The following is a 25,071-nucleotide window of genomic DNA, read 5'->3' on the forward strand; positions in this document are numbered from 1 at the left end:
TGTTTGCGAAACGCTGTTTCTGTCAGTGAGGAGCTTTATTGGAATAATGAAAACAAAAACTCTGGAAATTAGCGGCAAGAAACTGCGGATGACCGCCGAGTTTCAACCCATCATTCGCCTTTCAGGTAATAAAATCTTTCGTTATGAAGCGCTTGCCAGATTTTTCAATGCCGAAGGCTTTTTAATTCCCACGCAGCAGATCATCGATGAAATAGAACAGCTTGGTGCTATTCGCGAGGTGACGAATTTTATATTCGACACTACCTGTCACTTAATTAAATTGAAGCATGACTTAACTATCTCCTTCAACCTCTCTCATCTTTTGATCAATGACGGGGAATACCTTAGCAGGCTTTACCAGCAGTGCTTACTCAATGACGTCCAGCCACAGAGCATTGAAATAGAAATAAGTGAAAAGATAACCAAAGCGCAGCTTATTGAGAGTTTACCTTTTTTAAAACAAGCCAAAGAATATGGTTTCATGATCTCACTGGATGATTTCGGCGCCGGGAATCTGCAAGTCGACAGCCTGAAATTGTTTAATTTTGATACCATTAAAATCGATCGTTCGATTATCGACGGTATCGCCGAAGACGAAAAGAAACTGTCAACATTGCAAGACTTTATCGACCAGTTAATTTCAACTGACGTGACCATCATCTGCGAAGGTGTGGAAAGATCGTCGGATCTGGCGTTGTTAAATCAATACAGCCCTATCGGGATTCAGGGGTATATCTTTTACCGCCCCCTGACCTTCACCCAGCTCCGGCTACTTGAGGGGTTCTGAGTCGTTTCAGGACGAAACAGCCTGTTCAGGGTGAACAGGCTGACGCGGTGTCACAAACGCAGCAGGTTAACGCTTAGCAGCGGGTCCTTCGGGTTCAACAGCTTTTGCACATTCGTGCTGTAGCGCTCGCGATCGGCGACCAGAGTCGTTTTGGCCACCGACAGTTGCGTGACGGTGGTTTTCAGCGTGGTGGGTTTTAAACGACTAAACGGTGGAGCTTTCTCTTGCTTCTTCCCCTTCGACGCTTGTGACAACAAGGTCTGGAAATTCAACGCTTAGCCTTTGCTTTACTGCGCCAGCGTTCCCTCTTTCAGCGTGCAGATAATCGCCTTCTGATTTGTATGGTTGCTATCAGAGTAGAAGAACGCTTTTTTCCCCGACGCAATCTGCGTGATGATATGGATCGCCACCCAGTTCGTCTCTTTATTCGCATCGTTGCTGTCGGTGTACATTAGCGTTCGTCCGCTGTATTGATCGGAGATCTCATAAGGCTTCTCCTGCGGATTTCCGTAGTGACGACCATTGACGGTTAACCCGGACGTGTCAACAACGGCGGTGTATTCATCACAGATCAAATTGATACCGGCAGCCGAAGAACACGCAGTGAAAAGGGCAAAACAGCCGCCCACCATAAACCTGACCATAAGCATCCCATATGAGTTTTTGTTGGCAAAATAATAGTACAACGCCCCGAAAACGGGGCGTTTGCAATATGCATTAGTTATAGAGCGATGGCTCGCCGACAGGGCGGGTTTTAAAGCGGCGGTGGATCCATAAATACTGTTCCGGCGCCCGTAAAATTTCGCGTTCAATCACTTTGTTCATATAGCTGGCGGCGGCAAACTCATCCTGCGACGGATAATCACTCAGCGCCTGACCAATATGCAAAGAGTAGCCTGAACAATCCTCTTTACGCACCATGGTCACCGTCAGCATTTTGGCGCCGGAAAGGCGTGATAACACAAAGGTACCATTGGTGGTGGCGGCATTTTGTACCGAGAAGAACGGCGCAAAAATACTGCCTTTGCGACCATAGTCCTGATCCGGCGCGAACCATACGGCTTCCCCCTGTTTCAGGGCATTCACCAGACCTTTCAGGTTACGGCGATCGATCATGGATTTATTCGAACGCATGCGCCCACGCGTCTGCACCCACTCCATTAACGCATTATTATGCGGGCGATAGGTGGCCATCATCGGCTGACACAACCCCATTACACGACCACCCAGTTCCAGCGACATAAAATGCACACCAACCACCATCACACCGCGCTGGCACGCCTGAGCCGCCTGCAAGTGCTGGAAACCCTCCACGTCAAACCAACGGCGTACGCGCTTATCTGACCAAAACCAGGCCATTCCGGTTTCGATCAACGCCATACCCAGCGATTTAAAGTTCTTCTCAATGAGCACTTCGCGCAGAGCGTCATCCATCAACGGGAAACAGAGTTCAAGATTGCGACGGGCAATGCGCTCGCGGCGCTTCAGGAAAGGTCGGGCAGAACACCCAAGGCCCGCGCCGAGGCGGGCAAGAACAGGATAAGGAAGCTGTACAAGAAGCCAGAGAAAACCCAGTCCGGCCCATGTCACCCAGTGTCGGGGGTGTAAAAAAGTCAATTTAAACGTTGCCATCATTGTTACCTAAAAGCCCAATTCAGTAGCGCTTAAGGAGACAATGAATCGCTTCATCAGGTCTTTACGCGTTACGGCTCTTCGCACACGGCACTACCGAAGCGATACATCCAGTGATGCGCAATATAGCACGAAGAGTCAAAAAGCTATGTAAAGAATAATGAATAAAATATGAAGTTTTGCGCTGGATTACGGCCTCCGGGTATGCTTAAACAACCGCCGTGGTCAGACGTGATGAGCAGCACAAACGCGACTGCTCATCAAAGATATCTATCTGCCAGACCTGATGCCGTTTGCCGGTATGCAGCGCGCGGCAAACTCCGCGCACGCGCCCGCTGCGCACTGAACGCAGATGGTTGGCATTGACTTCTACTCCAACCACGTTCTGCTCACCTTCCGTGCATAAATAACCCGCCACGGAGCCCAGCGTTTCCGCCAGCACCACCGATGCGCCACCGTGCAGCAAGCCAAAGGGCTGATGAGTTCGATTGTCCACTGGCATCGAGGCTTCAAGCGCATCCTCACCGATGCGCTCAAAACGGATATCCAGCAAACCCACCATATTGCCATCGCCCATAGCATTCAGCGCTTCCAGCGTCACTGCGCGTTTCCAGATCATCCCAATATCTCCAGTAAAGCCTGTAACGGATGGCGTACGCCATTCCCTTCAACACGTTTCACCTGGCTACGACAGGAGTAACCTGTCGCCAAGCAGCGATTACGCGGCAAACGCTGCATCGCCTGATGCCAGGAGAGCTCGTAGATACCGAGTGAATTTGCATGGTTTTTCACTTCATGACCGTAAGTCCCGGCCATACCGCAGCAACCAACGCTGACGTTTTCCAGCTTCGCGCCAAATCGCGCAAAGATCGACGCCCACTGGCCCGGTGCGGTGGGCAGCGCGGTCACTTCGGTGCAATGGCCGAACAGATACCAGGGTTCGCCGCTGATAGCCGGTGCGTCTTCGCTGCCAAGCGCCGTCGGTAACCATTCATGCACCAGTTGCACGTGGAAATCCCCGCGTTTATCGCCCAGCGCCAGTTTGTACTCATCGCGGTAACAGAGCACCAGCGCCGGATCAACACCCACCATTGGCATCTCCAGTTGCGCCACGCGATTAAGAAAGTCCGCCGTTTTCTGCGCGGTTTTCGCAAAGCGATTCAGGAAGCCTTTAATGTGTTGCGCTTTACCGTTAGGCGAGAAGGGTAATACCACCGGCTGGAAACCCAGTTTTTCCACCAGACGAACAAAATCAGCCACCACTTGCGCATCGTAATAGCTGGTAAACGGATCCTGCACCACCAGTACCGTTTTCGCTTTTTGCGCTGCATCCAGCTGTTCAAGCTGCTCCAGCGTCATATTGGCCGTACGGTGCCCGACCATCTGCCGTTGCAACGACGGCACCGACAATAACGGTAAATCCACCATGCCAATATGTTTTGCTGACAGCGAGCGCACCCAGGGCTGACTCATGAAAAAGTTAAACGTCTTTGGCGCACGCGCCATTAGCGGCGCATAGCTTTCAACGGTCGCGACCAGATGATCGCGCATTGGGCGCAGATAGCGGCTGTGGTAAATCTGCAAGAAGCGCGAACGGAACTCCGGCACATCGATTTTGATCGGGCACTGCGTGGAGCAGGCTTTACAGGCCAGACAACCCGACATGGCCTCTTTCACCTCGTGGGAGAAATCATACTCACCGCGGCGTGCATGCCAGCTATTGCGGGTACGCTCGATCAGCGTGCGCAGGCTGGCGCGTTTTTCGGGCAGTTCTTTTTCCAGCTTGACCGGATCGATCCCCCGATCCGCCAGCAAACGTAGCCACTCGCGCACCAGCGTTGCCCGGCCTTTCGGCGAATGGATGCGGTTGGCGGAAATCTTCATCGACGGGCACATCGGGCTTTTCACGTCGAAGTTAAAACACAAGCCGTTACCGTTACACTCCATTGCACCGCGCCATGAGGAGCGTACAGCAATCGGGATCTGCCGATCGAGCGTGCCGCGTTTGGCATCATCCACCTGTTTCATCGGCGCATCGACGCCTTCCGGCGGGCAAATCTTGCCAGGATTCAACCGGTTCTGCGGGTCAAACGCCGCTTTCACTTTCCGCAGTTCGCCGTAAAGCTGTTCACCGAAGAACGCCGGGCTGTATTCGGCACGGAAACCTTTCCCATGCTCGCCCCACAGCAAACCACCATATTTTGCCGTTAGCGCAACCACTTCATCGGAAAGGGTCTTCATTAACATTTCTTGTTGCGGATCGCACATATCCAGCGCAGGACGGACATGCAACACCCCGGCATCGACATGGCCGAACATTCCGTAACTCAGACCATGGCTGTCCAGCAGTGCTCTGAACTCCACAATATAATCCGCCAGATGCTCCGGCGGCACGCAGGTATCTTCGGCAAAAGGAATCGGCTTAGCGGCCCCTTTCGCGTTCCCTAACAGACCAACGGCTTTTTTACGCATCGCATAGACACGTTCAATACCCGCCAGATCGTCGCAGACCTGCCAGCCAATCACCCCACCCTCGCCATTGGCCATCAACGCATCGAGGCGCTCGCAAAGGGACTGTACCTGGCTGTCGATGAGCGGCTGGTCATCACCGGCAAATTCGACAATATTCAGGCCAAGCAGGGTCTTATCCGGCACATCGGTAATCAACGCGCTTACCGAATGCCAGACGATATCCTCCCGCGCCAGATTCAGCACTTTTGAATCAACGGTTTCCACCGACAACGCCCGGGCTTCCACCATAAACGGCGCATTACGCAGCGCGGAATCAAAAGAGTCGTACTTGACGTTCACCAGCCGGCGCACTTTCGGCAGCGGGGTGATGTCGAGCCGGGCTTCGGTAATAAACGCCAGCGTCCCTTCTGAACCAGTAAGAATGCGCGTGAGGTCAAACTCGGTCATCTCGTCGTTAAAGACGTGGCGCAGATCGTAACCCGTCAGAAAACGGTTCAGTTTTGGGAATTTATCAAGAATTAGTTGCCGGTTATCACGGCAACGCTCCAGCACGGTTTTATAGATACGCCCAATAGCGGTATTGGCCGCGCCCAGCGTTTCCGCCAGCGCCACGGGCATAGCCTGTGTATCCAGAATATCCCCGCCCAGCAGCACAGCGCGAACGCCCAGAACGTGATCGGAGGTTTTTCCGTACACCAGCGACCCCTGACCGGAGGCGTCGGTATTGATCATCCCGCCCAGCGTTGCGCGATTGCTGGTCGACAGTTCCGGCGCGAAAAAGAAGCCGTAAGGTTTAAGATATTGATTGAGTTGATCTTTGATCACCCCCGCTTCGACGCGCACCCACCCTTCTTCCGGGTTGATCTCCATAATGCGGTTCATATAGCGGGACATATCGACGATGATGCCCTGGTTTAACGCCTGACCGTTGGTGCCCGTACCGCCGCCGCGCGGGGTAAACACCAGCGACTGGAAACGCGCTTCGGACGCGAGGCGGGTAATAAGCGCAACGTCTGACGTAGAACGGGGGAAAACGACGGCATCCGGTAATAGCTGGTAAATACTGTTGTCTGTCGCCATGGTCAGCCTGTCGGCATAACTTGTGGCGGTATCACCTGTAAAACCTTGTTGCTCCAAAGCCTGCAAAAAATTCAGCACCAGCTGAACGACGCCGGGTGCCTGGGAAATCTGTGGGATCATTATGCTTGACCCTGCCTGACGGTGAGTGTTGTAAAAGGTTAATCGTTTGCTTTCAGCATTCATCGTTGTATCACATTTTTTTCTTATGCGCCCATGAGAATTACAGGCAGAATCAGACTGTCCAAAATCGCTGAAATCATTAATCATTATCTCTGTTGATTTCCTGATACACCGAATTTTCGGCCATCCAATAAAGGTGAGTTATACATATGGTTGATCTACGTCAGTCCAGGGATGTACCGCAAATCATGCTGTCGGTACTGTTTTTAGCCATCATGATTATCGCCTGTCTGTGGGTTGTTCAGCCCTTCATTCTGGGGTTCGCCTGGGCGGGCACGGTAGTGATTGCCACCTGGCCGCTGCTGCTGCGCCTGCAACGTCTGCTGTTTGGTCGCCGCTCGCTGGCGGTACTGGTGATGATGCTGCTGCTTATTCTGCTGTTTATTATCCCTGTCGCGCTGCTGGTTAACAGCCTGGTGGACTCCAGCGGTCCGGTGATCCACGCGGTGACGAGTGGGGCGATGTCGCCGCCGGAACTAGCCTGGCTGCACAGCATTCCGCTCGTTGGCGACAAGCTTTATGCCGGCTGGCATAACCTGCTGGATATGGGCGGCAGCGGCATTATGGCGAAATTGCGCCCTTATGTCGGGGCAACGACCACATGGTTTGTCGGCCAGGCTGCACACATTGGTCGCTTTATGCTGCACTGCGCTCTGATGCTGCTGTTCAGCGCCCTGCTCTACTGGCGTGGTGAACAGGTGGCGCAGGGGATCCGTCACTTCGCCGTACGGCTGGCGGCCAAACGCGGTGATGCCGCAGTAGTGCTGGCCGGGCAGGCGATCCGCGCCGTAGCGCTGGGCGTGGTGGTTACCGCACTGGTGCAGGCCGTGCTGGGCGGGATTGGTCTGGCCGTCTCCGGCGTACCCTACGCCACTCTGTTTACCGTGGTGATGTTGATGACCTGCCTGGTGCAACTTGGGCCGCTGCTGGTGCTGATCCCGGCGATTATCTGGCTCTACTGGAGCGGTGATTCCACCTGGGGCACGGTGTTGCTGGTATGGAGCTGCGTAGTGGCAATGCTGGATAACGTTATCCGTCCGGTGTTGATCCGTATGGGCGCCGATCTGCCGCTAATCCTGATCCTCTCCGGTGTGATTGGCGGCCTGGTGGCCTTCGGCATGATTGGTTTGTTTATTGGCCCTGTATTGTTGGCCGTTTCCTGGCGTCTCTTTTCCGCCTGGGTCAACGAGGTTCCGGAGCCAGAGACAAATGATAACGCGCCGAATTCTGTACAAAATTCAGACAGCGCATCCTGAGTGAAAATGAGGCGGGAGAAAGCCCGCCTTAAATGATTATTAAGCAGCACTTATCATTCACCTGCCTTATTTCTGAGCATACCCCTTCAGACCCCGCAAAATGCGCCATTCGGCGCATATATTCTTTACGTACGTTTAACTAATGAGACGAATCTGATCGACTCAAAAATTCCACATGCCTACTATTAGCCTCAAGGTTATAGATCAACATCTTGATTTATAAGCATGGAAATCCCCTGAGTGAAACAACGAATTGCTGTGTGTAGTCTTTGCCCATCTCCCACGATGGGCTTTTTTTTATCCTCAACCCGTCGGGCCGCAGCCGTGCAGCGGCAGCCCGAACAATTCACGAGGGTTATTTTCTGTCGTTTACTTCGCAGTGACTTCGCATCTTCCACTGTTGCGGCAACACCCGGGTTTCTCCGTTCACGTTGACGGTTACCCGACCGCGAATGTCTGCTGACGATGCGCCAACCTGTAGCTCAAACTCACCTGCCTCTACAATGCGTTTCCCATCACGACGGGTAAAATTCAGCATATCCACGGGTAAGGTAAAGGTCAGCGTCGCCGATTCCCCTGGCGATAACGCAACCCGCTGAAAGGCTTTTAACTCCTTCACGGGCCGGACCATCGAGGCGACGTTATCGCGCACATAGATCTGAACCACCTCGTTGCCACTGCGCTCACCCACATTTTTTACCGCTACCTGCAGGCGAATATCACCTTCAATCGGGACTTCCGCAGTGAGCAAGACAGGCTGACCATACTCAAACTGCGTCCAGCTTTGTCCATACCCAAACGGATAACGGGAACCAAAATGGAAGGCGTAGGGCGTTCCCCCGCTTTTCAGCTTGTGGTTATAGTAATACGGCATTGCACCTGCGCTTTTCGGCACGCTCACCACCAGTCGCCCTTGTGGCTCGGCGCGCCCGGTCAGCACATCGGCAATCGCATAACCACCTTCCTGACCCGGAGCCCAGGCCATCATCCATGCCGCCACGTGCGTCTCCAGTCCTTGCAGGTTGTACGGACGGCCCCCCGTCATCACTACCACCACCGGTTTACCTGTTGCCACCAACGCCTCCAGCAGTTGTTGCTGCACGCCAGGCAACGTCAGGCTGTCAGTGTCGGATCCTTCTCCCACCGTTCCGCTCTGGAACAACCCGGCCAGATCGCCCACACAGGCGATCACCACATCGCTGTCCTGCGCCACGCGCACCGCTTCCGGAATCAATCTCTGATCCATTGACACCGGTGATTGCTGCATCGGCTTACCTGAGGCATCGCCCGGAAATACCGGCGCGCCCGCCATGCGTTTTTCGATAATGTGGCAGCCTTTTGCATAGCGAACACGCTCTTCACCCAACTGCTGACGTAGCGCCGCCAGCGGCGTCGTCACCTGCGTGGTCTCTTCCAGCATATCGCTGATAATCAGATGAACCGGGAAGCTATAACCGCTGAGTAACGCCAGCGGATCGTCTGCTGTCGGGCCAACCACCGCTACGCGTGGCGCACCGCTGAGCGGCAAAATACCGTTGTTTTCCAGCAGCGTGAGCGAGCGTGTCGCCACTTCCCGCGCCACCTGACGGGTATCGTCTGATTGCAAGCGGATGCCTTGTTCATCGGTATACGGATGTTCAAACAGACCAAGGCGGAATTTTACTGTCAGCACACGGGCGACGATCTCATCCACTTTGGCCATCGACATCAGCCCACGTTCAACCGCCTGCGCCAGATGGCGCGCGCAATCATCTTTCGGCAGTTCCACATCGAGACCCGCATTGAAAGATAACGCCGCGGATTCGGCTGCATCGTGAGAGACCCCATGATGCTGATGCAACAGACTGACGCCGCCATAATCGGCAACAATGATGCCGTCAAACCCCCACTGCTCCCGCAGCAACGTGGTCAGCAAGAAATGATCGCTGTGACCGGGCTGATTATCGATATCGTGATAAGCAGGCATGAGTGAACCGGCTTTCGCCATTTTAACCGCCATCTCGAAAGGCAGTAAAAACGTGTCGTTCAGCTCGCAAAAACCCAGATGCACCGGCGCGTGGTTACGCGCCCCTTCGCTGAAAGAGTGGCCAACATAGTGTTTGAGCGTGGCCAGCATATCGCCCTTCTCACCCTGTAACCCTTCAACATAGGCGCAGGCCATCACCCCAACCAACCAGGGATCCTCACCGAATGTCTCTTCGGTGCGCCCCCAGCGCACATCTCTGGACACATCCAGCACCGGCGCCAGCCCCTGTTTACAGCCCGTGGAACGCGCCTCCTGTCCAATGTGCCAGGCAGCGCGTTTGATTAATTGCGGATCCCAGGTCGAACCGTAATTCAGCGACGACGGGAACAGCGTGGCGTCTTTGCACAACAATCCCACCAGGCACTCTTCATGGAACAGTGCGGGAATCCCCAGCCGCGTCTCTTCCACCAGCGTTTTTTGCAGGCGGTTAGCCGCACGCACGCCGCTTTTTGCCTCCACAATGTGCGTACCCAGCGGGCGCGTTATCTGTCCGACGCCCAGTTTTAATCGCTGCGCCAGCGCTGCCTGGGCGCTCACGCCAGCGAATTCATCACTGAGGTCGGTGCGCTCGCGGTGCTCGCCATGTTCATCCAGCACCAGCCATAAGGCATGCATTTGTGCGAATTTTTCCTCCGGCGTCATACGCGCCAGTAAATCCGCCACACGTTCTGAAACAGGTCGGTTTGCATCTTTATAGAGTGCGGTCATCGGCTGACTCCTGTGTTACTGAAATCTGGTGAGGTCTGCGGCTCAGTCGCGCCTTCGCTGATATCGCGTTTACGCATCAATTGCTGAGCAATGGTGTCGGCAAGCTGGCTGTTGAGTTTGTAGCGGGTAAGCAGCAACACCATACAAATAAACAGCAGGCAAGGAATGAGGGTGAAGAGCGCATTGATGGTGGTGAGTACCGTTGGGCTTTGCAGCGCCTGATTAGGCGCATAATCCACGGCACCCAGTACCCATCCCACCACTGCGCCGCCGAGAGCGAGGCCAAATTTGATCGCGAACAGCGCGGTAGAGAACACCAACCCATCCAGACGTCGCCCGCTACGATGCTCTTCGTAATCCACCACATCGGAAAACATGGTCCACTGCAGCGGTGTCGTCAGGTTTTGAATAAAACTGAACACAATGTTCAGGCCAAAGATCAGCCATATCTGGGAAGGCGGGATAATAAAGATCAGCGCGGCAAAAACCACAAAGGTGATAATCGTCCATTGATAGGCGCGGACACGGTCGAATCTGCCCAGCAAACGGGCAGACAACAGTGCGCCAGCGAGAGCGGCAAGCATACCGGAAACAATAAAGGTGAAGACCATATCCGGGCGCTGTAAGACATATTTGACGTAATACATGGTGGCCGAGCCGCGCGTCACCACGGCGGTTAACAACAAGATATTGAACAGAAACACAATGCGCCACTGACTGTTCGCCGCCAGCAGTTTCAGGTCACTCAATAGCGAACCGGTACTGTCGCTGCGCGGCGTAAACCGCTCGCGGGTCATAAAGAAGCAACCGAAAAACAATACAATCCCAAGTACGCCCATCATGCTCATGGCGTAAAAATAACCCTTTTGATCGTTACCGCCGCCAAGATGCGATACCAGCGGTAAAGCGATAACCGTGACAATCAACCCGCCAATAAATGACAGACCAAATCGCCAGGACTGCAACGAATGACGCTCATGAGGATCCATCGTCAGCGCGCCGGGCATCGCGCAGTACGGAACATTAATCGCGGAGTAGATAAAGCTCAGGATCGCATAGGTGACGCAGGCATAAATGATTTTTGCCGTCGCGCCGACATCCGGTACATAGAAAGTAATAAGGCAGCTCACACCAAACGGAATGGCGAACCACAGCAGCCACGGACGGAAGCGGCCATGCCGGGTTTGCGTGCGATCCACCAGCGCGCCAATGCAGGGATCGACAAAGGCATCGATAACGCGCACCACCAAAAACATGGTGCCCATGATCGCGGCGGGTAAACCAAATACATCGGTATAGAAGTAAGCGAGAAACAGTGTTGCGGTTTGCCAGACAAGGGCGCTTGCCATATCGCCCAGGCCGTAACCTATTTTGTCTGTAGTACGCAGGACAGAGGGAATTATCATTTTTATCAGCCTTGTGAGGTTAAAAAGTCTTTCAACCTAGCGCGAAACTCGCATCGCGCCGCTCACTACAGGCTCAAGTATTGGAAGAAGAAAACCGGCTCACAATTGCAATAATTGCCAGGCTTTTTACGATTTTTAGTTATTGTGATCGAAGACGACTTCGCGTTTGAAATAAAAAAATCCCCGACGTTATGTCGGGGATTTTCATTTAGCCGTTATTTTTTCAGCTCAGCAAGACTCAACCAGGTCTGAACGACGGTATCCGGGTTCAGGGAAAGGCTGTCAATGCCTTCATCCATCAACCATGCGGCAAAATCTTCATGGTCGGACGGCCCCTGCCCGCAGATGCCCACATATTTGCCCTGTTTTTTCGCCGCGCGAATGGCCATTGAAAGCAGCGCTTTCACCGCATCATTGCGCTCGTCAAACAGTGCCGACACCACACCGGAATCACGATCGAGACCAAGGGTCAGCTGCGTCATGTCGTTGGAACCAATCGAGAAGCCGTCGAAATACTCGAGGAACTGCTCCGCCAGCAACGCATTCGACGGGATCTCACACATCATAATGATTTTGAGTCCGTTCTCGCCGCGTTTCAGCCCCTGACGCGCCAACTCGTCCACGACGGCTTTCGCTTGTTCAACGGTACGCACGAACGGGATCATGATTTCAACGTTGGTCAGCCCCATATCGTTACGCACGCGTTTCACCGCTTCACACTCAAGCGCGAAACAGTCACGGAAGCTGTCGGCAACATAACGACCCGCCCCACGGAAGCCAAGCATCGGGTTCTCTTCTTCCGGTTCGTAGCGTTCGCCGCCGACAAGGTTTGCGTATTCGTTCGATTTAAAATCGGACAAACGCACAATCACGCGTTTTGGCCAGAAAGCCGCGCCCAGCGTGGAAATCCCTTCCGTCAGGCGACCGACGTAGAACTCAACCGGCGAATCGAACCCTTTCATCATCTCGCGGATTTCGCTTTGCAGCTTCGGTTCCTGGTCATCAAACTCCAGCAGCGCACGCGGGTGCACGCCAATCATACGGTTGATGATAAATTCCAGACGCGCCAGGCCAACGCCTTCATTTGGCAGGCAGGCGAAATCAAAGGCGCGATCCGGGTTGCCGACGTTCATCATGATCTTCAGCGGCAGGTCCGGCATGGTATCCACACTGGAGCTTTTCACGCTGAAATCCAGCAGATCGGCATACACGTAACCGGTATCCCCTTCGGCGCAGGAGACCGTCACTTTCTCACCGGTCTTGATGCGCTCGGTTGCGTCGCCGCAACCCACTACCGCCGGGATCCCCAGCTCACGGGCGATGATCGCGGCATGACAAGTACGGCCGCCGCGGTTGGTGACAATCGCCGCCGCTTTTTTCATGATCGGTTCCCAATCCGGGTCGGTCATGTCCGTGACCAGCACGTCGCCCGGTTGGATCAGGTTCATTTCGCTAATGTCCTGGATCACTTTTACCGTGCCCGCGCCAATGCGATGCCCGATAGCACGGCCTTCAGAAACGATTTTTCCCTGTGCATGCAGGGTATATCGTTCCATCACCTGACCGCGCGAACGCACCGTTTCAGGACGCGCCTGCACAATAAACAGTTTGCCGGTATGACCATCTTTTGCCCATTCAATATCCATTGGACGGCCATAGTGCTTCTCGATTTGCACCGCCTGTTTCGCCAGCGCCTGCACTTCCTCGTCGGACAGTGAGAAACGGTCGCGATCGACCTGCGGCACATCTTCGATTTGCACCTGCTTGCCATGTTCCTGCGTCGGCGCATAGATCATGCGGATTTTTTTCGAACCCATGGTGCGGCGGACAATCGCCGGACGATTGGCCGCCAGCGTTGGTTTGTGCACGTAGAATTCATCGGGGTTAACCGCACCCTGCACCACCATCTCACCCAACCCCCAGGCGGAGGTGATAAACACCACCTGGTCGAAACCGGATTCAGTATCAATGGAGAACATAACGCCGGAGGAACCGATATCGGAACGCACCATCCGCTGCACGCCAGCAGACAGCGCCACACCACGGTGATCATAGCCCTGATGCACACGGTAGGAGATGGCGCGGTCATTAAACAAGGAAGCGAATACATGCTTAATCGCCACCAGCACCGCATCATAGCCTTGCACATTGAGGAAAGTTTCCTGCTGCCCGGCGAAGGAGGCATCCGGCATATCTTCGGCGGTGGCCGATGAACGGACCGCGAAGGACGCTTGCGCATCGTCTTCCGACAATGTTGCGTAAGCATCATGAACGGCCTTTTCCAGCGCTGGCGTGAACGGCGTGTCGACCACCCACTGGCGGATCTGCGTGCCGGCTTTTGCCAGTTCGGAAACATCATCGATGTCCGTTTTATCCAGCAGTTCATAAATACGTTGGTTCAGTCCGCTTTGCTCAAGGAACTGATTAAACGCATCGGCGGTGGTTGCAAAACCGTTCGGTACGGATACGCCGACACCGGACAGATTAGTAATCATCTCACCAAGGGAGGCATTTTTGCCTCCAACTCTGTCTACATCATTCATGCCGAGTTGGTCATACCAAAGCACCAGCGGAGACGAGTCATTGTTGGACATCGAAACAATCCTTTTGTGATATATGAATGGGTAAAACACCAGACTACCCATTAATCCTGGCATAATTAATTCCGTTGAAAAAACGGTGAATCGTGTAAGCAATTACGATTTCTGGTTTTTCGGACAGATTCCCATCAATCTGCCACCCTCTGTAATAGCCATTCTTAAGTAAAACCTTATTTTTCATGTAACAATAAAAAAATTGAACCGTACTTTTCATTAAAAACAAAAACACCATTTCATTTTTTAAAATGAGAAAAAGGAGATACGCAATATCGATGTTTTAATTTATGCTTTCAGAGAATTACGCATGATATTCAGGATGGATTAAATGGACAGTTCTGTAGATCGCCACGTGTTTTATATTTCTGATGGAACCGCTATCACCGCCGAAGTATTAGGCCATGCGGTCATGTCACAGTTCCCTGTTGCCGTCAGCAGCATAACGCTGCCGTTCGTGGAAAACGAAAGCCGCGCCAGAGCCGTCAAGGAACAAATAGATGCTATCTATCAACAGACCGGCAACCGCCCGCTGGTGTTCTATTCCATCGTCATTCCGGAAATTCGCTCTATTATTTTGCAAAGCGAAGGATTTTGTCAGGACATCGTGCAGGCGCTGGTTGCCCCGTTGCAGCATGAATTAAAACTCGATCCCACACCCATTGCGCATCGTACGCATGGGCTTAATCCAGGTAATTTAACTAAATATGACGCCCGAATTGCAGCGATTGATTACACTCTCGCTCACGATGATGGTATTTCACTGCGTAATCTCGATCAGGCGCAGGTGATTTTACTGGGTGTTTCCCGTTGCGGTAAAACACCAACCAGCCTCTATCTGGCAATGCAATTTGGTATTCGCGCAGCAAATTATCCTTTTATTGCCGACGATATGGATAACCTCATTCTCCCCGCCGCACTGAAGCCATTGCAACACAAATTATTTGGTCTGACCATTAATCCGGAGCGTCTGGCCGCGATTCGTGAAGAACGCAGAGAGAACAGCCGCTACGCGTCATTGCGCCAGTGTCGGATGGAGGTGCAGGAAGTGGAAGCGCTTTACCGCAAGAACAATATTCCTTGTCTCAACAGTACCAATTACTCGGTGGAAGAGATCGCCACCAAAATGCTCGACATTATGGGGCTGAATCGCCGTATGTACTAACAGGCTAGTACATGAGTTCAATGTGCGCTATCATATGCGGCAATCATGTGATGCGCATCACAGTCAGACTTGTAATAAGCCGGGATTGGTTTAAGGTGATGCGCATTACTTCCGGCATTTCTGCCCATGAAGCACACCTTTTTTGAGATTTCTGATGAACAAAACCGATGAACTTCGCACTGCGCGCATCGACAGGCTGGTGACGCCATTTGAACTGGCGCAGTTGCACCCTGTCAGCGCAGAAGTCGCGGAGCACGTAACAGAGTCCCGTCGCCGGATCGAGAAAATCCTCAATGGCGAAGATCGCCGCCTGTTGGTCATTATTGGCCCCTGCTCCATCCACGACCTTGACGCGGCAATGGATTACGCCCGCCGCCTTCAAGCATTACGGGAAAAACACCATGCGCATCTGGAAATCGTGATGCGCACCTATTTTGAAAAACCCCGCACCGTTGTGGGCTGGAAAGGGCTGATTTCCGATCCGGATCTTAACGGCAGCTATCGGGTCAATCACGGTATCGAACTGGCGCGCAAATTACTGTTGCAGGTGAATGAGCTTGGCGTCCCTACGGCGACAGAGTTCCTTGATATGGTGACAGGTCAGTTTATCGCTGACCTGATCAGCTGGGGAGCCATTGGCGCACGAACCACGGAAAGCCAGATCCACCGGGAAATGGCCTCCGCGCTCTCTTGCCCGGTAGGCTTCAAAAATGGCACCGATGGCAATACCCGTATTGCGGTGGATGCCATTCGTGCCTCGCGCGCCAGCCATATGTTCCTCTCGCCGGATAAAACCGGGCAGATGACCATCTACCAGACCAGTGGTAATCCGTACGGCCATATCATTATGCGCGGGGGGAAAAACCCCAACTACCATGCCGAAGACATTGCGAATGCCTGCAATACGTTGCGCGAATTTGATCTGCCGGAACATCTGGTGGTGGACTTCAGTCATGGCAACTGCCAGAAACAGCATCGCCGCCAGCTGGATGTCTGCGACGATATTTGCACGCAGCTCCGTAACGGCTCAACGGCGATTGCAGGCGTGATGGCGGAAAGTTTCCTGCAAGAAGGGACACAAAAAATCGTGAGTGGTCAACCGCTGGTGTATGGGCAATCCATTACCGATCCTTGCCTGAATTGGGAAGACAGTGAACGCCTGCTCGCCAGGCTGGCTGACGCGGTGGCGACACGTTTTTGAGCCTCTCCCGCCGTTCGCGGCGGGAATCCCCTCATTTTCCCCTACGTTTTCCTGGGGGATCTCCGGCAAAGCAGTGAAGCGGCCCTTGCCTCGCGCGCCAGAATATTGATAATGATTCTCATTGTTAATACAAATATTGCTTTGAGCTGAGATGTCGCATATGGATAGCACGACGATCCCCCCGGTCACCCCCCAGGAAAACGCCACCCACATCATTCCGACCGATCGCCGCATCAGCAGTCAGGTGCTGCTGGGCGACGAAGGGCGTGTTGTTATTGAGCACAAAGGTCAGCACTATTTGCTGCGCCAGACCCACGCGGGAAAGCTCATCCTCACCAAATAACAGACTGTTAGCTTGAACAGCTCACTTCCAGCCGTTTACCCCAGTCCGGTGGGCGATTGACATACTCATCGTGGCGATCGATAAAGGGCTGGCGTAGCGCTTCATGCAATTGTTCCAGCTCTGCAGTATTGCCCTGCTCCGCGGCTTCTATGGCGCGTTGTGCCAGCCAGTTTCGCAAAACCATTGCCGGATTGGCGCTTTTCATCAGCTGTTGCCGCTGTGCATCATCAATGTTTTCCGCCTGGAGACGCGCGCGGTAATCCGTGAACCAGCGATCAAACGCTGCACGATCGATAAACTCATCACGCAGCGGCGAACTGGCGCTGTGCTGTTCCGTCAGGCTCAGCATACGGAAAGTACGGGTATAATCGCTCCCTTCCCGCGCCATTAATGAGAACAGCCCATCCAGCAACAGGTTATCGCCTTGTTGCTGACTCACGAACCCCAGCTTGCGGCGCATTAACACACCATACTCCGTCAGCAGTGCATGCTGATACTCATCCAGCGCGGCATTCAGCGCGTCGACAGCAATAAACGGCGACAGCGACTGCGCCAGACGCTGGAGATTCCACAACGCAACGGCGGGCTGATTATCGAAACTGTAACGCCCCTGATAGTCCGAATGATTGCAGATAAAGCCCGGTTGGTAATCATCCAGAAAGCCAAACGGGCCATAGTCAATCGTCAGTCCGAGGATCGACATGTTATCTGTATTCATCACACCATGGGCAAAACCCACCGCCTGCCAGCGGGCAATCAGCGTCGCCGTACGCTGCACGACGTCACGGAACCAGACAACATATTTATCACCTTCATCTTGTAACGCTGGCCAGTGATGGCGGATCACGAAATCCGCCAGTTGCTGCACTTTTTGCGGCTCACGGCGATAGTAGAAGTGCTCAAAATGGCCAAAACGCACGTGACTTTCGGCAATGCGCATCAGCATCGCGCCCGATTCCCGTCGCTCACGCATCACCGGCGTCTCGCTGGTCACGATACTGAGCGCGCGTGTAGTAGGAATACCGAGGTAATGCATCGCCTCCGATGCCAGGCTCTCACGGATTGTCGAACGCAATACCGCGCGGCCGTCGCCCATGCGTGAATAGGGTGTCAGGCCTGCCCCTTTCAAATGCCAGTCGCGGGTGGTGCCATCCTGCAGTTGCTGCTCTCCAAGCAGGATGCCGCGCCCGTCGCCCAGTTGCCCGGCCCAGACACCGAATTGATGTCCGCTATAGACTTGTGCCAGTGGCGACATGCCCGGTAGCAGCGTTTCGCCGCCCCAGACGCCCGCCCCGGAAACTGGATGGAAAAGCGCATCCGGTACGCCCAGCTCGTGCGCCAGCGGTGCGTTGCGCCAGATCAATCGCGTGTTATCAAGCGGCGTCGGTGACAGCGCGCTATAAAATTCTGGCAACTCGTCGCGCCAGCGGGTAGTAAAAGACAGGGTCATGGTTCCTCCTGCTTTTAGTGTAGTGCCTTCAGCGACGATTAAACACGGGGGAAAAGCAGGGCTATGGATGTACCAGCGACGTGATCATCGATACGGTCACCGCTGGCCACAATGCGCCTTGCATGGCGCTAAACTGGAAGGGAATGGCCTTTTTTAACGCAAACTCATTATCAATACCGGTAATCATAATCGAACGACAGTAAGGTTCAATTTGCGAAACGATCGCCCGCATAAATGGCTCAAATGAACGGGAAGATAATCGTTGATGAACGAAGTTTTTATCTAACGCCACACCTTTAAACAGGCCATCGAAAATGGCTTTGGTCGACACGGCGCCAGAACCAAAATTTGCCAACACTAACGGATATCGTTTCGCCAATAGAGACAATATCTGATTTTCTTTGCCCATATTCAGACCGGGATAGTTCTCATTGATGGTAAATTCCAGGAAAGGGAATTTATCCACGCAGGCAGCAAGTTGTTCATCCGTCAGCAGGGCATCAACAATAAGCGGGGAAATATTTATCCAGGCAATTAGCTGATGTTGTATAAAAAAGAGTTGGCAGGCTTCAAGCAACGCCAGTTGCTCGGCGAACAGCGCCAGCGTTTCGTCTGCCGTCAGGCGTGGCAGGACCAGCTCTGTAGGGGCGCGGACAGTACTGTCGCTCCCCACAAAGTTAACAATAATTTCCAGCCCCTGAAGCATTCCGTTACCATTTTTCGCAGGCAGTAATAAAAGCTCGGAGCGATATGTGTCATCCAGCGATACAATCATTGTGCCAGTCCCGCATTAAGGGTGATGTCCGGCATTCTTAAACCCAGGTAAACATAATTCAAATTTGTTGATTTTAATGAGATTAACTTCATTTTTTTCCATTTAATATTCAGATTCTCCTTAATCCTTATTAACTTTTAGCGGGTTAAAAACTAATAACCCGCGTTTCCAGAGCCCAGTGTACGACAAAATTAATTAATATTATAAATATTAATTAGCGGAAACATCCTGGTTTAATAAACGCGAATGTTCAAAAACAAAAGAGAAGCGATTGCTCAGATTGCTCACGCACCTTCTCTCTCTTTACCTGGCACAAAACGAGCGAGCGATGACTCAAATCCGCCGCGCCTGCCAGAAATTCTTCCGCCAGTAAACATTATCAAGAGAGGAACGCATCACCCCCCGACTGGTCGATGCATGAATAAACGCGTGGTCGGTATCATAAATGCCAACATGCAGCCCATTTTCGCCGGAACCGGTTTTAAAGAACACCAAGTCACCGGGCAGCAAATCGTCTTTATCGATCCTGGTGCCAATTTCCGCCTGCTGACGCGTTTCGCGCGGGAGCTGGAGAGCGAACTTATCGCGGAATGTCATCATCACGAAGCCAGAGCAGTCAATACCCGAACGACTGGTTCCACCATAGCGATATGGCGTACCGTTCCATTCGCTAAGCTGATCATTCAGGTTAGCAATAACGGTAATCGAATCGGACAATCTCGGGTTAGGTGGTGGTGCGCGATGCGAACTACATCCTGCAAGGAATAGCGCTGCGGCCACAAGAAACCAGATACGCATTCTGGATCAAGCCTCATTCTTTCTTTTTCTCGGAATAATCTACCGTGGGAGTCCGATGTGTGGCAAGTCACGTTTTCGTCACGTCACGGGGATCAGCATCGCATGGCCTTCAATTTCCAGCCGTCGGAAGGGCACGCTGTAGGCCGCTTCAAGCATTGATGGCACTAATACATCCTGCCCTGCACCGCTGGCGATCAACTTACCGCCGTTCAACAACCATGCCTGATGGGTATGCCGTAATGTGTGGTTAAGGTCATGACTACTCATCACCAGCGTAATGCCTGCCGCCACCAGTCCGCAGAGCAGCTTATCCAGCGCGGCTTGTTGTGCAATGTCGAGGCCATTCATCGGCTCATCCAGCAACAGAAGCTGCCCGGACGGATTACCGCCCGGGTGGATTTGCAATATCACTGCGGCAAGGCGCACGCGTTGCCATTCTCCGCCGGAAAGCTGATTCACCGCGCGATCCAGTTTGTCGTTCAGCCCCAGTTTCCCGGAGATCTCCAGCAATATGGCGCTTTGCGCGCCAGCGGGCTGATGCAGCGACAGGTAATGCCAGACAGGCATGGCGAAAGGCGGCGTTTGCTGCTGGGCAAGATAAGCGCGGTGGCGCGCCAGTTGCGTCGCAGGCCAGCGTTCCAGCGGCTGTCCATCGAACAGCACGCGCCCCTGTCCACCAGACAATCCCGCAAGGCGGGTCAATAAGGTGCTCTTTCCTGCACCGTTAGGCCCTACCAGATGCAGGATCTCCCCGCGACCAATGGTTGCCGTTATCGGCCCCAGTCGCCCGGTAGCGCCCACATCCTGCAGTTGCAACAGCATCGGTATTATTTCGCCAGCGCGTGTTTAATGGCGGCCTGCAAGACCGGGTCTTCCGGTGTCATATCCGGCGAGAAACGTTGGATCAGTTGACCATCGCGACCGATGAGGAATTTTTCGAAGTTCCACAAAATGTCGCCCGGCTCCTTCGGCGCGCGCCCTTTACTTTCCATACGCTCATAGAATCCACTGCCTTCAGGCGCAACAGCCACAGGCGCTGCAGCAATCAACTTTTTGTAGAGCGGATGGCGCGCTTCACCGTTGACCTCAATTTTGCTGAACATCGGAAACGTCACGCCATATGTGGTGCTGCAGAACGTTTTGATCTCTTCTTCGGAGCCAGGCTCCTGGCCGAGGAACTGGTTACAGGGGAAGCCGAGCACGCTGAAACCCTCGTCACCCAACGTTTTCTGGATATTTTCCAGTTGCTCATACTGCGGCGTCAGCCCACATTTCGAGGCAACGTTAACCACCAGCAGCACATTGCCGCGGTAACTTTCGAGTGTGGTGTGTTCACCATCAATGGTCGTGACTTCAGTATTCAGAATATCCTGTTGCATAGCGTACCCTTTGTTGATGTTGTGGTTGTCAGGCTTAACGCCCAACTTTTAATAATAGCCAGATAAACACCGGCGCGCCCAGCGTGGCGGTTACGACACCTATCGGTAACTCGGCGGCGCTTAAGGCGAGACGGGCGACAATATCGGCAAAGAGCAGCACCGATGCGCCAGTCAATGCGCAGGCGGGCAGCAGCACCCGGTGATCGGTCAGACCGCATAACCGTAAGATATGGGGGATCACCAGGCCGATAAAACCTATCGCCCCGGCAAGTGCGACGCTGACGCCCACCATCCAACCCGTGGCGACCACCAATACGTTGCGCCATAGCCATAATGGCAACCCCAGTTGTCGTGCCGATATGTCACCCAGCGCCAGCACATTAAGCGGTGCCGACTGCAAGCAGATCCACCCCATAACGGGCAGTAGCGCAATCATCAGCCAGCTCTGTTGCCAGTCAACGCCGCCAAAACCGCCCATCATCCAGTACATTAACTGGCGTAAATCGAACGAGGTTGAAAAATAGACCGCCCAGGTGGTTAATGCTGTGCAAATAATGCCAAGTGCGACACCGGCCAGTAACAACCGACTGGTGGAAAGATGTCTGCGAGCAAAACGCAGCAGGATAAGCGTGACGATAAGCGCGCCAGCGATAGCGCAGACACCCAACGCCCAGATGGGCAGCATGCCGCCACCGAGCAGTACGGCGGCAATGAGACCTACACCGGCACCGCTGGAGACACCCAGTAGGCCCGGTTCAGCCAGCGGGTTTTCAAATAATGCCTGCATAACAGCGCCAGAGAGCGCCAGCGCCGCACCGACCAACAGTACCGCCAACGTGCGCGGCAGACGAATTTGCCAGACGAAGAGTTGCCCTCTGGGGGTGAACCAGGCGTTGGGCGCTATCCATTGTTCACCCGCGCAAAGGCTGAAAACGAGCGCGAGCAGTAAAAGCAGCGATAATCCGCACAGCCAGCGGCGGTTGCGTTGCTGTTGGTGATGAGCGTATGCCAGCATGTTTTCCGTTAAACCCGTCAGTCAGGTGACTGATTCTAAGGTTGATAGGGCGTACTGAAAAGAAAAAAGGCCGCATGGCGGCCTTTTTAATTAGTTCATATCACTCAGCTTTGGGCGAAGCGTTTTCGACACGGCTTTTTAACTTCTGGCCGGGTCTGAAGGTCACCACGCGCCGGGCTGTAATGGGAATATCCTCGCCCGTTTTCGGGTTACGTCCCGGACGTTGATTTTTGTCGCGCAAATCGAAGTTGCCAAAGCCGGAGAGTTTTACCTGCTCACCGTTTTCCAGAGCACGACGGATCTCTTCGAAAAACAGCTCTACCAGCTCTTTTGCGTCCCGCTTGCTAAGCCCTAGCTTATCAAACAGATATTCTGACATTTCAGCTTTTGTAAGCGCCATAGGTTCAATCCCTCAATGATGCCTGGAATCGCTCTTTTAATGCCTCTACACATCTGGCAACGGTAGCGGCAATCTCCTCTTCTTCGAGTGTACGGCTGGTATCCTGAAGGATCAGGCTAATGGCAAGGCTCTTATACCCTTCCGCTACACCCTTACCGCGGTACACGTCAAATAAGTTTACGCCAACTACCTGATTTACGCCAACTTTCTTACATTCGCCCAAAACATCTGCTGCGGGCACATTTTCGGCGACAACGACAGCGATATCGCGACGGTTTGCAGGGAAGCGAGAAATCTCCTGAGCCTGAGGAACCACGCGGTCTGCAAGCGCATTCCACTCCAGTTCAAACACCAGCGTACGGCCATTGAGATCGAGCTTACGTTCCAGCTCCGGATGGACTACCCCAATGAAACCAATACGTTTATCTTTCAGATAAATCGCGGCGGACTGCCCCGGATGCAATGCCGGATTCGCTTCTGCGCGGAACTCAATCGCCGATAATTTGCCCGTCAGCTCCAGAACAGACTCCAGATCGCCTTTCAGATCGAAGAAATCAACGCTGCCTTTCGCCAGATCCCAGTGCTCTTCGTAACGGTTACCGCAAATTGCGCCCGCCAGCATCACATCCTGGCGGATGCCGAGGTTTGCCTGAGTATCCGGAACAAAACGCAAACCGGTTTCAAAAATGCGCACGCGGCTCTGCTGACGGTTCTGGTTGTAGACGATAGTGCCCAGCAGACCGGTCCACAGTGACAAGCGCATAGCCGACATTTCGCTGGAGATCGGGCTCGGCAGGATCAGGGCTTCTTCTCCCGGATGGATCAGCTGTTGCAGTTTCGGGTCGACGAAACTGTAGGTGATCACTTCCTGGTAGCCTTTATCGTTCAGCAGCGTTCTCACGCGCTTAAGTGATAGATTCGCTTCGCGGTGCTCACCCATGATCAGGCCAGCCTGCACCGGCTCATCCGGAATATTGTTGTAGCCGTACACACGCGCCACTTCCTCTACCAGATCTTCTTCGATTTCCATATCGAAACGCCAGCTCGGCGCGACGGCCAACCACTCATCCTGGCCTTCAGTCACTTCGCAGCCCAAGCGGTTCAGAATGTCGCTCACTTGCTCATCGGCAATGTGATGACCAATCAGGCGATCCAGTTTGCTGCGACGCAAGCGGATGGTCGCACGTTTCGGCAAGGTTGCTTCGTTGGTCACATCAATGACCGGACCTGCTTCACCACCACAGATGTCGAGCAACAAGCGGGTTGCACGTTCTATCGCTTTGTACTGCAGTTGCGGATCAACACCGCGCTCATAGCGATGAGACGCATCCGTGTGCAAACCATGACGACGTGCGCGGCCGGTAATAGAGAGCGGATTGAAGAAAGCGCATTCCAGCAGAACATTCTGCGTTTCATCGTTCACACCGGAGTGCTCACCGCCGAAAATACCGCCCATCGCCAGCGCTTTGTTGTGATCGGCAATGACCAGCGTATCGGCATTCAGTTTGGCTTCGCTACCATCCAGCAGGACCAGCGTTTCACCCTCTTTTGCCATACGCACCACGATGCCGCCATCCAGACGATCGCGGTCGAAGGCGTGCATCGGCTGACCCAGCTCAAGCAGAACGTAGTTGGTGACGTCCACCACCGCATCAATAGAACGAATCCCGCAGCGACGCAGTTTCTCTTTCATCCACAGCGGCGTTGGCGCTTTCACGTTGATGCCCTTCACCACGCGGCCGAGGTAGCGCGGGCAGGCGTCAGCAGCCTCTACCGTAATCGGCAGCGTATCGTCGATTGTTGCAGCAACCGGCGCAATCTCTGGTGCTACCAGCGGCGATTTATTCAGTACCGCCACGTCGCGCGCCACGCCAATAATACCAAGGCAGTCAGCACGGTTCGGCGTCACGCTGATTTCGATGGTGTTATCATCGAGTTTCAGGTATTCACGGATATCGGTGCCAATCGGCGCATCCGCCGGCAGCTCGATAATGCCGCTGTGATCGTCAGAAATACCCAGTTCCGAGAAGGAGCACAGCATGCCTTCTGACGGTTCGCCACGCAGTTTTGCCGCTTTTATTTTGAAATCACCCGGCAACACCGCGCCGACGGTTGCAACGGCTACTTTCAGCCCCAGACGGCAGTTTGGCGCCCCGCAGACGATGTCCAGCAGACGATCGCCGCCAACATTGACTTTTGTTACGCGCAATTTGTCAGCATTTGGATGCTGAGCGCACGCCATCACTTCGCCTACGACGACGCCGTGAAACGCCCCGGCAACCGGCTCAACACCGTCTACTTCGAGGCCTGCCATCGTGATTTGGCCCGACAACGCTTCGCTATCAATGGCCGGATTGACCCATTCGCGTAACCACAGTTCACTGAATTTCATTGTTTTGCCTGC

At 53.7% G+C, this 25,071-nt stretch carries 21 protein-coding genes and 1 other RNA gene; 6 read left to right on the plus strand and 16 right to left on the minus strand.

Features of this window, described 5'->3' with window-relative positions:
- Positions 1-46 precede the first annotated feature (46 nt).
- The gene (locus N7922_RS14515; RefSeq protein WP_263096976.1) at positions 47-787 is read left to right on the plus strand and encodes an EAL domain-containing protein; all 741 of its coding nucleotides are present in this window, start codon (positions 47-49) and stop codon (positions 785-787) included.
- Positions 788-837: 50 nt separating this feature from the next.
- On the opposite strand, the gene N7922_RS14520 is transcribed toward N7922_RS14515, so the two are convergent.
- The 5 genes from N7922_RS14520 to N7922_RS14540 all read right to left on the minus strand — a co-directional run bounded on the left by N7922_RS14520 (position 838) and on the right by N7922_RS14540 (position 6,091).
- Positions 838-1,059 carry a hypothetical protein gene (locus N7922_RS14520; protein ID WP_263096977.1) on the minus strand — a complete coding sequence of 74 codons (222 nt, stop codon included), beginning with the start codon at positions 1,057-1,059 and terminating at the stop codon, positions 838-840.
- A gap of 15 nt (positions 1,060-1,074) precedes the next feature.
- Positions 1,075-1,431, minus strand: coding sequence for a hypothetical protein (locus tag N7922_RS14525; protein WP_263096978.1), 357 nt, complete (start codon positions 1,429-1,431; stop codon positions 1,075-1,077).
- 73 nt (positions 1,432-1,504) lie between these two features.
- Entirely contained in the window at positions 1,505-2,422 is a 918-nt protein-coding gene (gene lpxP / locus N7922_RS14530) for a kdo(2)-lipid IV(A) palmitoleoyltransferase (protein ID WP_263096979.1), read from the minus strand.
- 205 nt (positions 2,423-2,627) lie between these two features.
- Positions 2,628-3,038, minus strand: a complete 411-nt coding sequence (gene menI / locus N7922_RS14535; protein ID WP_061495231.1) for a 1,4-dihydroxy-2-naphthoyl-CoA hydrolase — start codon at positions 3,036-3,038, stop codon at positions 2,628-2,630.
- Positions 3,035-6,091: an FAD-binding and (Fe-S)-binding domain-containing protein gene (locus N7922_RS14540; RefSeq protein WP_263096980.1), complete on the minus strand. Its 3,057-nt coding sequence runs from the start codon at positions 6,089-6,091 to the stop codon at positions 3,035-3,037. The genes menI and N7922_RS14540 overlap by 4 nt, the downstream gene beginning before the upstream one ends.
- A gap of 209 nt (positions 6,092-6,300) precedes the next feature.
- Here N7922_RS14540 and ydiK point away from each other — a divergent pair, with 209 nt between their 5' ends.
- Together ydiK and rprA are read left to right on the plus strand one after the other, a co-directional pair.
- Positions 6,301-7,407: an AI-2E family transporter YdiK gene (ydiK, locus tag N7922_RS14545; protein ID WP_263096981.1), complete on the plus strand. Its 1,107-nt coding sequence runs from the start codon at positions 6,301-6,303 to the stop codon at positions 7,405-7,407.
- A 193-nt stretch (positions 7,408-7,600) separates the two neighbouring features.
- Positions 7,601-7,708, plus strand: an RNA gene (gene rprA, locus N7922_RS14550) — antisense sRNA RprA.
- 54 nt (positions 7,709-7,762) lie between these two features.
- On the opposite strand, the gene N7922_RS14555 is transcribed toward rprA, so the two are convergent.
- The 3 genes from N7922_RS14555 to ppsA form a co-directional block, all read right to left on the minus strand.
- Positions 7,763-10,141, minus strand: coding sequence for a glycoside hydrolase family 3 N-terminal domain-containing protein (locus N7922_RS14555; RefSeq protein WP_263096982.1), 2,379 nt, complete (start codon positions 10,139-10,141; stop codon positions 7,763-7,765).
- Positions 10,138-11,547, minus strand: coding sequence for an MFS transporter (locus N7922_RS14560; RefSeq protein ID WP_263096983.1), 1,410 nt, complete (start codon positions 11,545-11,547; stop codon positions 10,138-10,140). Before N7922_RS14560 ends, N7922_RS14555 begins: the two co-directional genes overlap by 4 nt.
- Before the next feature lie 215 nt (positions 11,548-11,762).
- Complete coding sequence (gene ppsA / locus N7922_RS14565) at positions 11,763-14,141, minus strand: phosphoenolpyruvate synthase (protein ID WP_263096984.1); 2,379 nt, start codon at positions 14,139-14,141, stop codon at positions 11,763-11,765.
- A gap of 331 nt (positions 14,142-14,472) precedes the next feature.
- Here ppsA and N7922_RS14570 point away from each other — a divergent pair, with 331 nt between their 5' ends.
- From N7922_RS14570 to hemP, 3 genes are all read left to right on the plus strand, one after another.
- On the plus strand, positions 14,473-15,306 hold the full coding sequence (locus N7922_RS14570; protein ID WP_263096985.1) for a pyruvate, water dikinase regulatory protein: 834 nt from the start codon (positions 14,473-14,475) through the stop codon (positions 15,304-15,306).
- Positions 15,307-15,460: 154 nt separating this feature from the next.
- Positions 15,461-16,507, plus strand: coding sequence for a 3-deoxy-7-phosphoheptulonate synthase AroH (gene aroH, locus N7922_RS14575; RefSeq protein ID WP_263096986.1), 1,047 nt, complete (start codon positions 15,461-15,463; stop codon positions 16,505-16,507).
- Between the two features lie 160 nt (positions 16,508-16,667).
- A complete protein-coding gene (gene hemP / locus N7922_RS14580) occupies positions 16,668-16,850 on the plus strand; it encodes a hemin uptake protein HemP (protein WP_411554142.1) in 183 nt (60 codons plus the stop codon).
- 7 nt (positions 16,851-16,857) lie between these two features.
- Here hemP and selO read toward each other — a convergent pair whose 3' ends face one another.
- The 8 genes from selO to pheT all read right to left on the minus strand — a co-directional run bounded on the left by selO (position 16,858) and on the right by pheT (position 25,059).
- Complete coding sequence (selO, locus tag N7922_RS14585; protein ID WP_263096988.1) at positions 16,858-18,300, minus strand: protein adenylyltransferase SelO; 1,443 nt, start codon at positions 18,298-18,300, stop codon at positions 16,858-16,860.
- Positions 18,301-18,361: 61 nt separating this feature from the next.
- Positions 18,362-19,075, minus strand: a complete 714-nt coding sequence (locus tag N7922_RS14590) for an EAL domain-containing protein (protein WP_263096989.1) — start codon at positions 19,073-19,075, stop codon at positions 18,362-18,364.
- 333 nt (positions 19,076-19,408) lie between these two features.
- Positions 19,409-19,873: an NlpC/P60 family protein gene (locus tag N7922_RS14595; RefSeq protein WP_061495093.1), complete on the minus strand. Its 465-nt coding sequence runs from the start codon at positions 19,871-19,873 to the stop codon at positions 19,409-19,411.
- 78 nt (positions 19,874-19,951) lie between these two features.
- Complete coding sequence (gene btuD, locus N7922_RS14600) at positions 19,952-20,701, minus strand: vitamin B12 ABC transporter ATP-binding protein BtuD (RefSeq protein WP_263100917.1); 750 nt, start codon at positions 20,699-20,701, stop codon at positions 19,952-19,954.
- A complete protein-coding gene (locus tag N7922_RS14605) occupies positions 20,701-21,252 on the minus strand; it encodes a glutathione peroxidase (protein WP_263096990.1) in 552 nt (183 codons plus the stop codon). Before N7922_RS14605 ends, btuD begins: the two co-directional genes overlap by 1 nt.
- A gap of 34 nt (positions 21,253-21,286) precedes the next feature.
- Positions 21,287-22,267, minus strand: coding sequence for a vitamin B12 ABC transporter permease BtuC (btuC, locus tag N7922_RS14610; protein WP_263096991.1), 981 nt, complete (start codon positions 22,265-22,267; stop codon positions 21,287-21,289).
- 100 nt (positions 22,268-22,367) lie between these two features.
- Positions 22,368-22,667 carry an integration host factor subunit alpha gene (ihfA, locus tag N7922_RS14615; RefSeq protein ID WP_006820203.1) on the minus strand — a complete coding sequence of 100 codons (300 nt, stop codon included), beginning with the start codon at positions 22,665-22,667 and terminating at the stop codon, positions 22,368-22,370.
- A gap of 4 nt (positions 22,668-22,671) precedes the next feature.
- Positions 22,672-25,059 carry a phenylalanine--tRNA ligase subunit beta gene (pheT, locus tag N7922_RS14620; RefSeq protein ID WP_263096993.1) on the minus strand — a complete coding sequence of 796 codons (2,388 nt, stop codon included), beginning with the start codon at positions 25,057-25,059 and terminating at the stop codon, positions 22,672-22,674.
- Positions 25,060-25,071 lie beyond the last annotated feature (12 nt).

Source organism: Kosakonia sp. ML.JS2a (assembly GCF_025642095.1).
GTDB lineage: Bacteria > Pseudomonadota > Gammaproteobacteria > Enterobacterales > Enterobacteriaceae.

Coding starts and splice junctions, on each gene's coding strand:
- N7922_RS14515 (WP_263096976.1), top strand. CDS start 47: ATGAAAACAAAAACTCTGGAAATTAGCGGCAAGAAACTGCGGATGACC.
- lpxP (WP_263096979.1), bottom strand. CDS start 2,422: ATGATGGCAACGTTTAAATTGACTTTTTTACACCCCCGACACTGGGTG.
- N7922_RS14555 (WP_263096982.1), bottom strand. CDS start 10,141: ATGACCGCACTCTATAAAGATGCAAACCGACCTGTTTCAGAACGTGTG.
- ppsA (WP_263096984.1), bottom strand. CDS start 14,141: ATGTCCAACAATGACTCGTCTCCGCTGGTGCTTTGGTATGACCAACTC.
- N7922_RS14525 (WP_263096978.1), bottom strand. CDS start 1,431: ATGGTCAGGTTTATGGTGGGCGGCTGTTTTGCCCTTTTCACTGCGTGT.
- aroH (WP_263096986.1), top strand. CDS start 15,461: ATGAACAAAACCGATGAACTTCGCACTGCGCGCATCGACAGGCTGGTG.
- selO (WP_263096988.1), bottom strand. CDS start 18,300: ATGACCCTGTCTTTTACTACCCGCTGGCGCGACGAGTTGCCAGAATTT.
- N7922_RS14560 (WP_263096983.1), bottom strand. CDS start 11,547: ATGATAATTCCCTCTGTCCTGCGTACTACAGACAAAATAGGTTACGGC.
- btuC (WP_263096991.1), bottom strand. CDS start 22,267: ATGCTGGCATACGCTCATCACCAACAGCAACGCAACCGCCGCTGGCTG.
- ihfA (WP_006820203.1), bottom strand. CDS start 22,667: ATGGCGCTTACAAAAGCTGAAATGTCAGAATATCTGTTTGATAAGCTA.
- menI (WP_061495231.1), bottom strand. CDS start 3,038: ATGATCTGGAAACGCGCAGTGACGCTGGAAGCGCTGAATGCTATGGGC.
- N7922_RS14570 (WP_263096985.1), top strand. CDS start 14,473: ATGGACAGTTCTGTAGATCGCCACGTGTTTTATATTTCTGATGGAACC.
- hemP (WP_411554142.1), top strand. CDS start 16,668: ATGGATAGCACGACGATCCCCCCGGTCACCCCCCAGGAAAACGCCACC.
- N7922_RS14540 (WP_263096980.1), bottom strand. CDS start 6,091: ATGATCCCACAGATTTCCCAGGCACCCGGCGTCGTTCAGCTGGTGCTG.
- pheT (WP_263096993.1), bottom strand. CDS start 25,059: ATGAAATTCAGTGAACTGTGGTTACGCGAATGGGTCAATCCGGCCATT.
- N7922_RS14605 (WP_263096990.1), bottom strand. CDS start 21,252: ATGCAACAGGATATTCTGAATACTGAAGTCACGACCATTGATGGTGAA.
- N7922_RS14595 (WP_061495093.1), bottom strand. CDS start 19,873: ATGCGTATCTGGTTTCTTGTGGCCGCAGCGCTATTCCTTGCAGGATGT.
- N7922_RS14590 (WP_263096989.1), bottom strand. CDS start 19,075: ATGATTGTATCGCTGGATGACACATATCGCTCCGAGCTTTTATTACTG.
- ydiK (WP_263096981.1), top strand. CDS start 6,301: ATGGTTGATCTACGTCAGTCCAGGGATGTACCGCAAATCATGCTGTCG.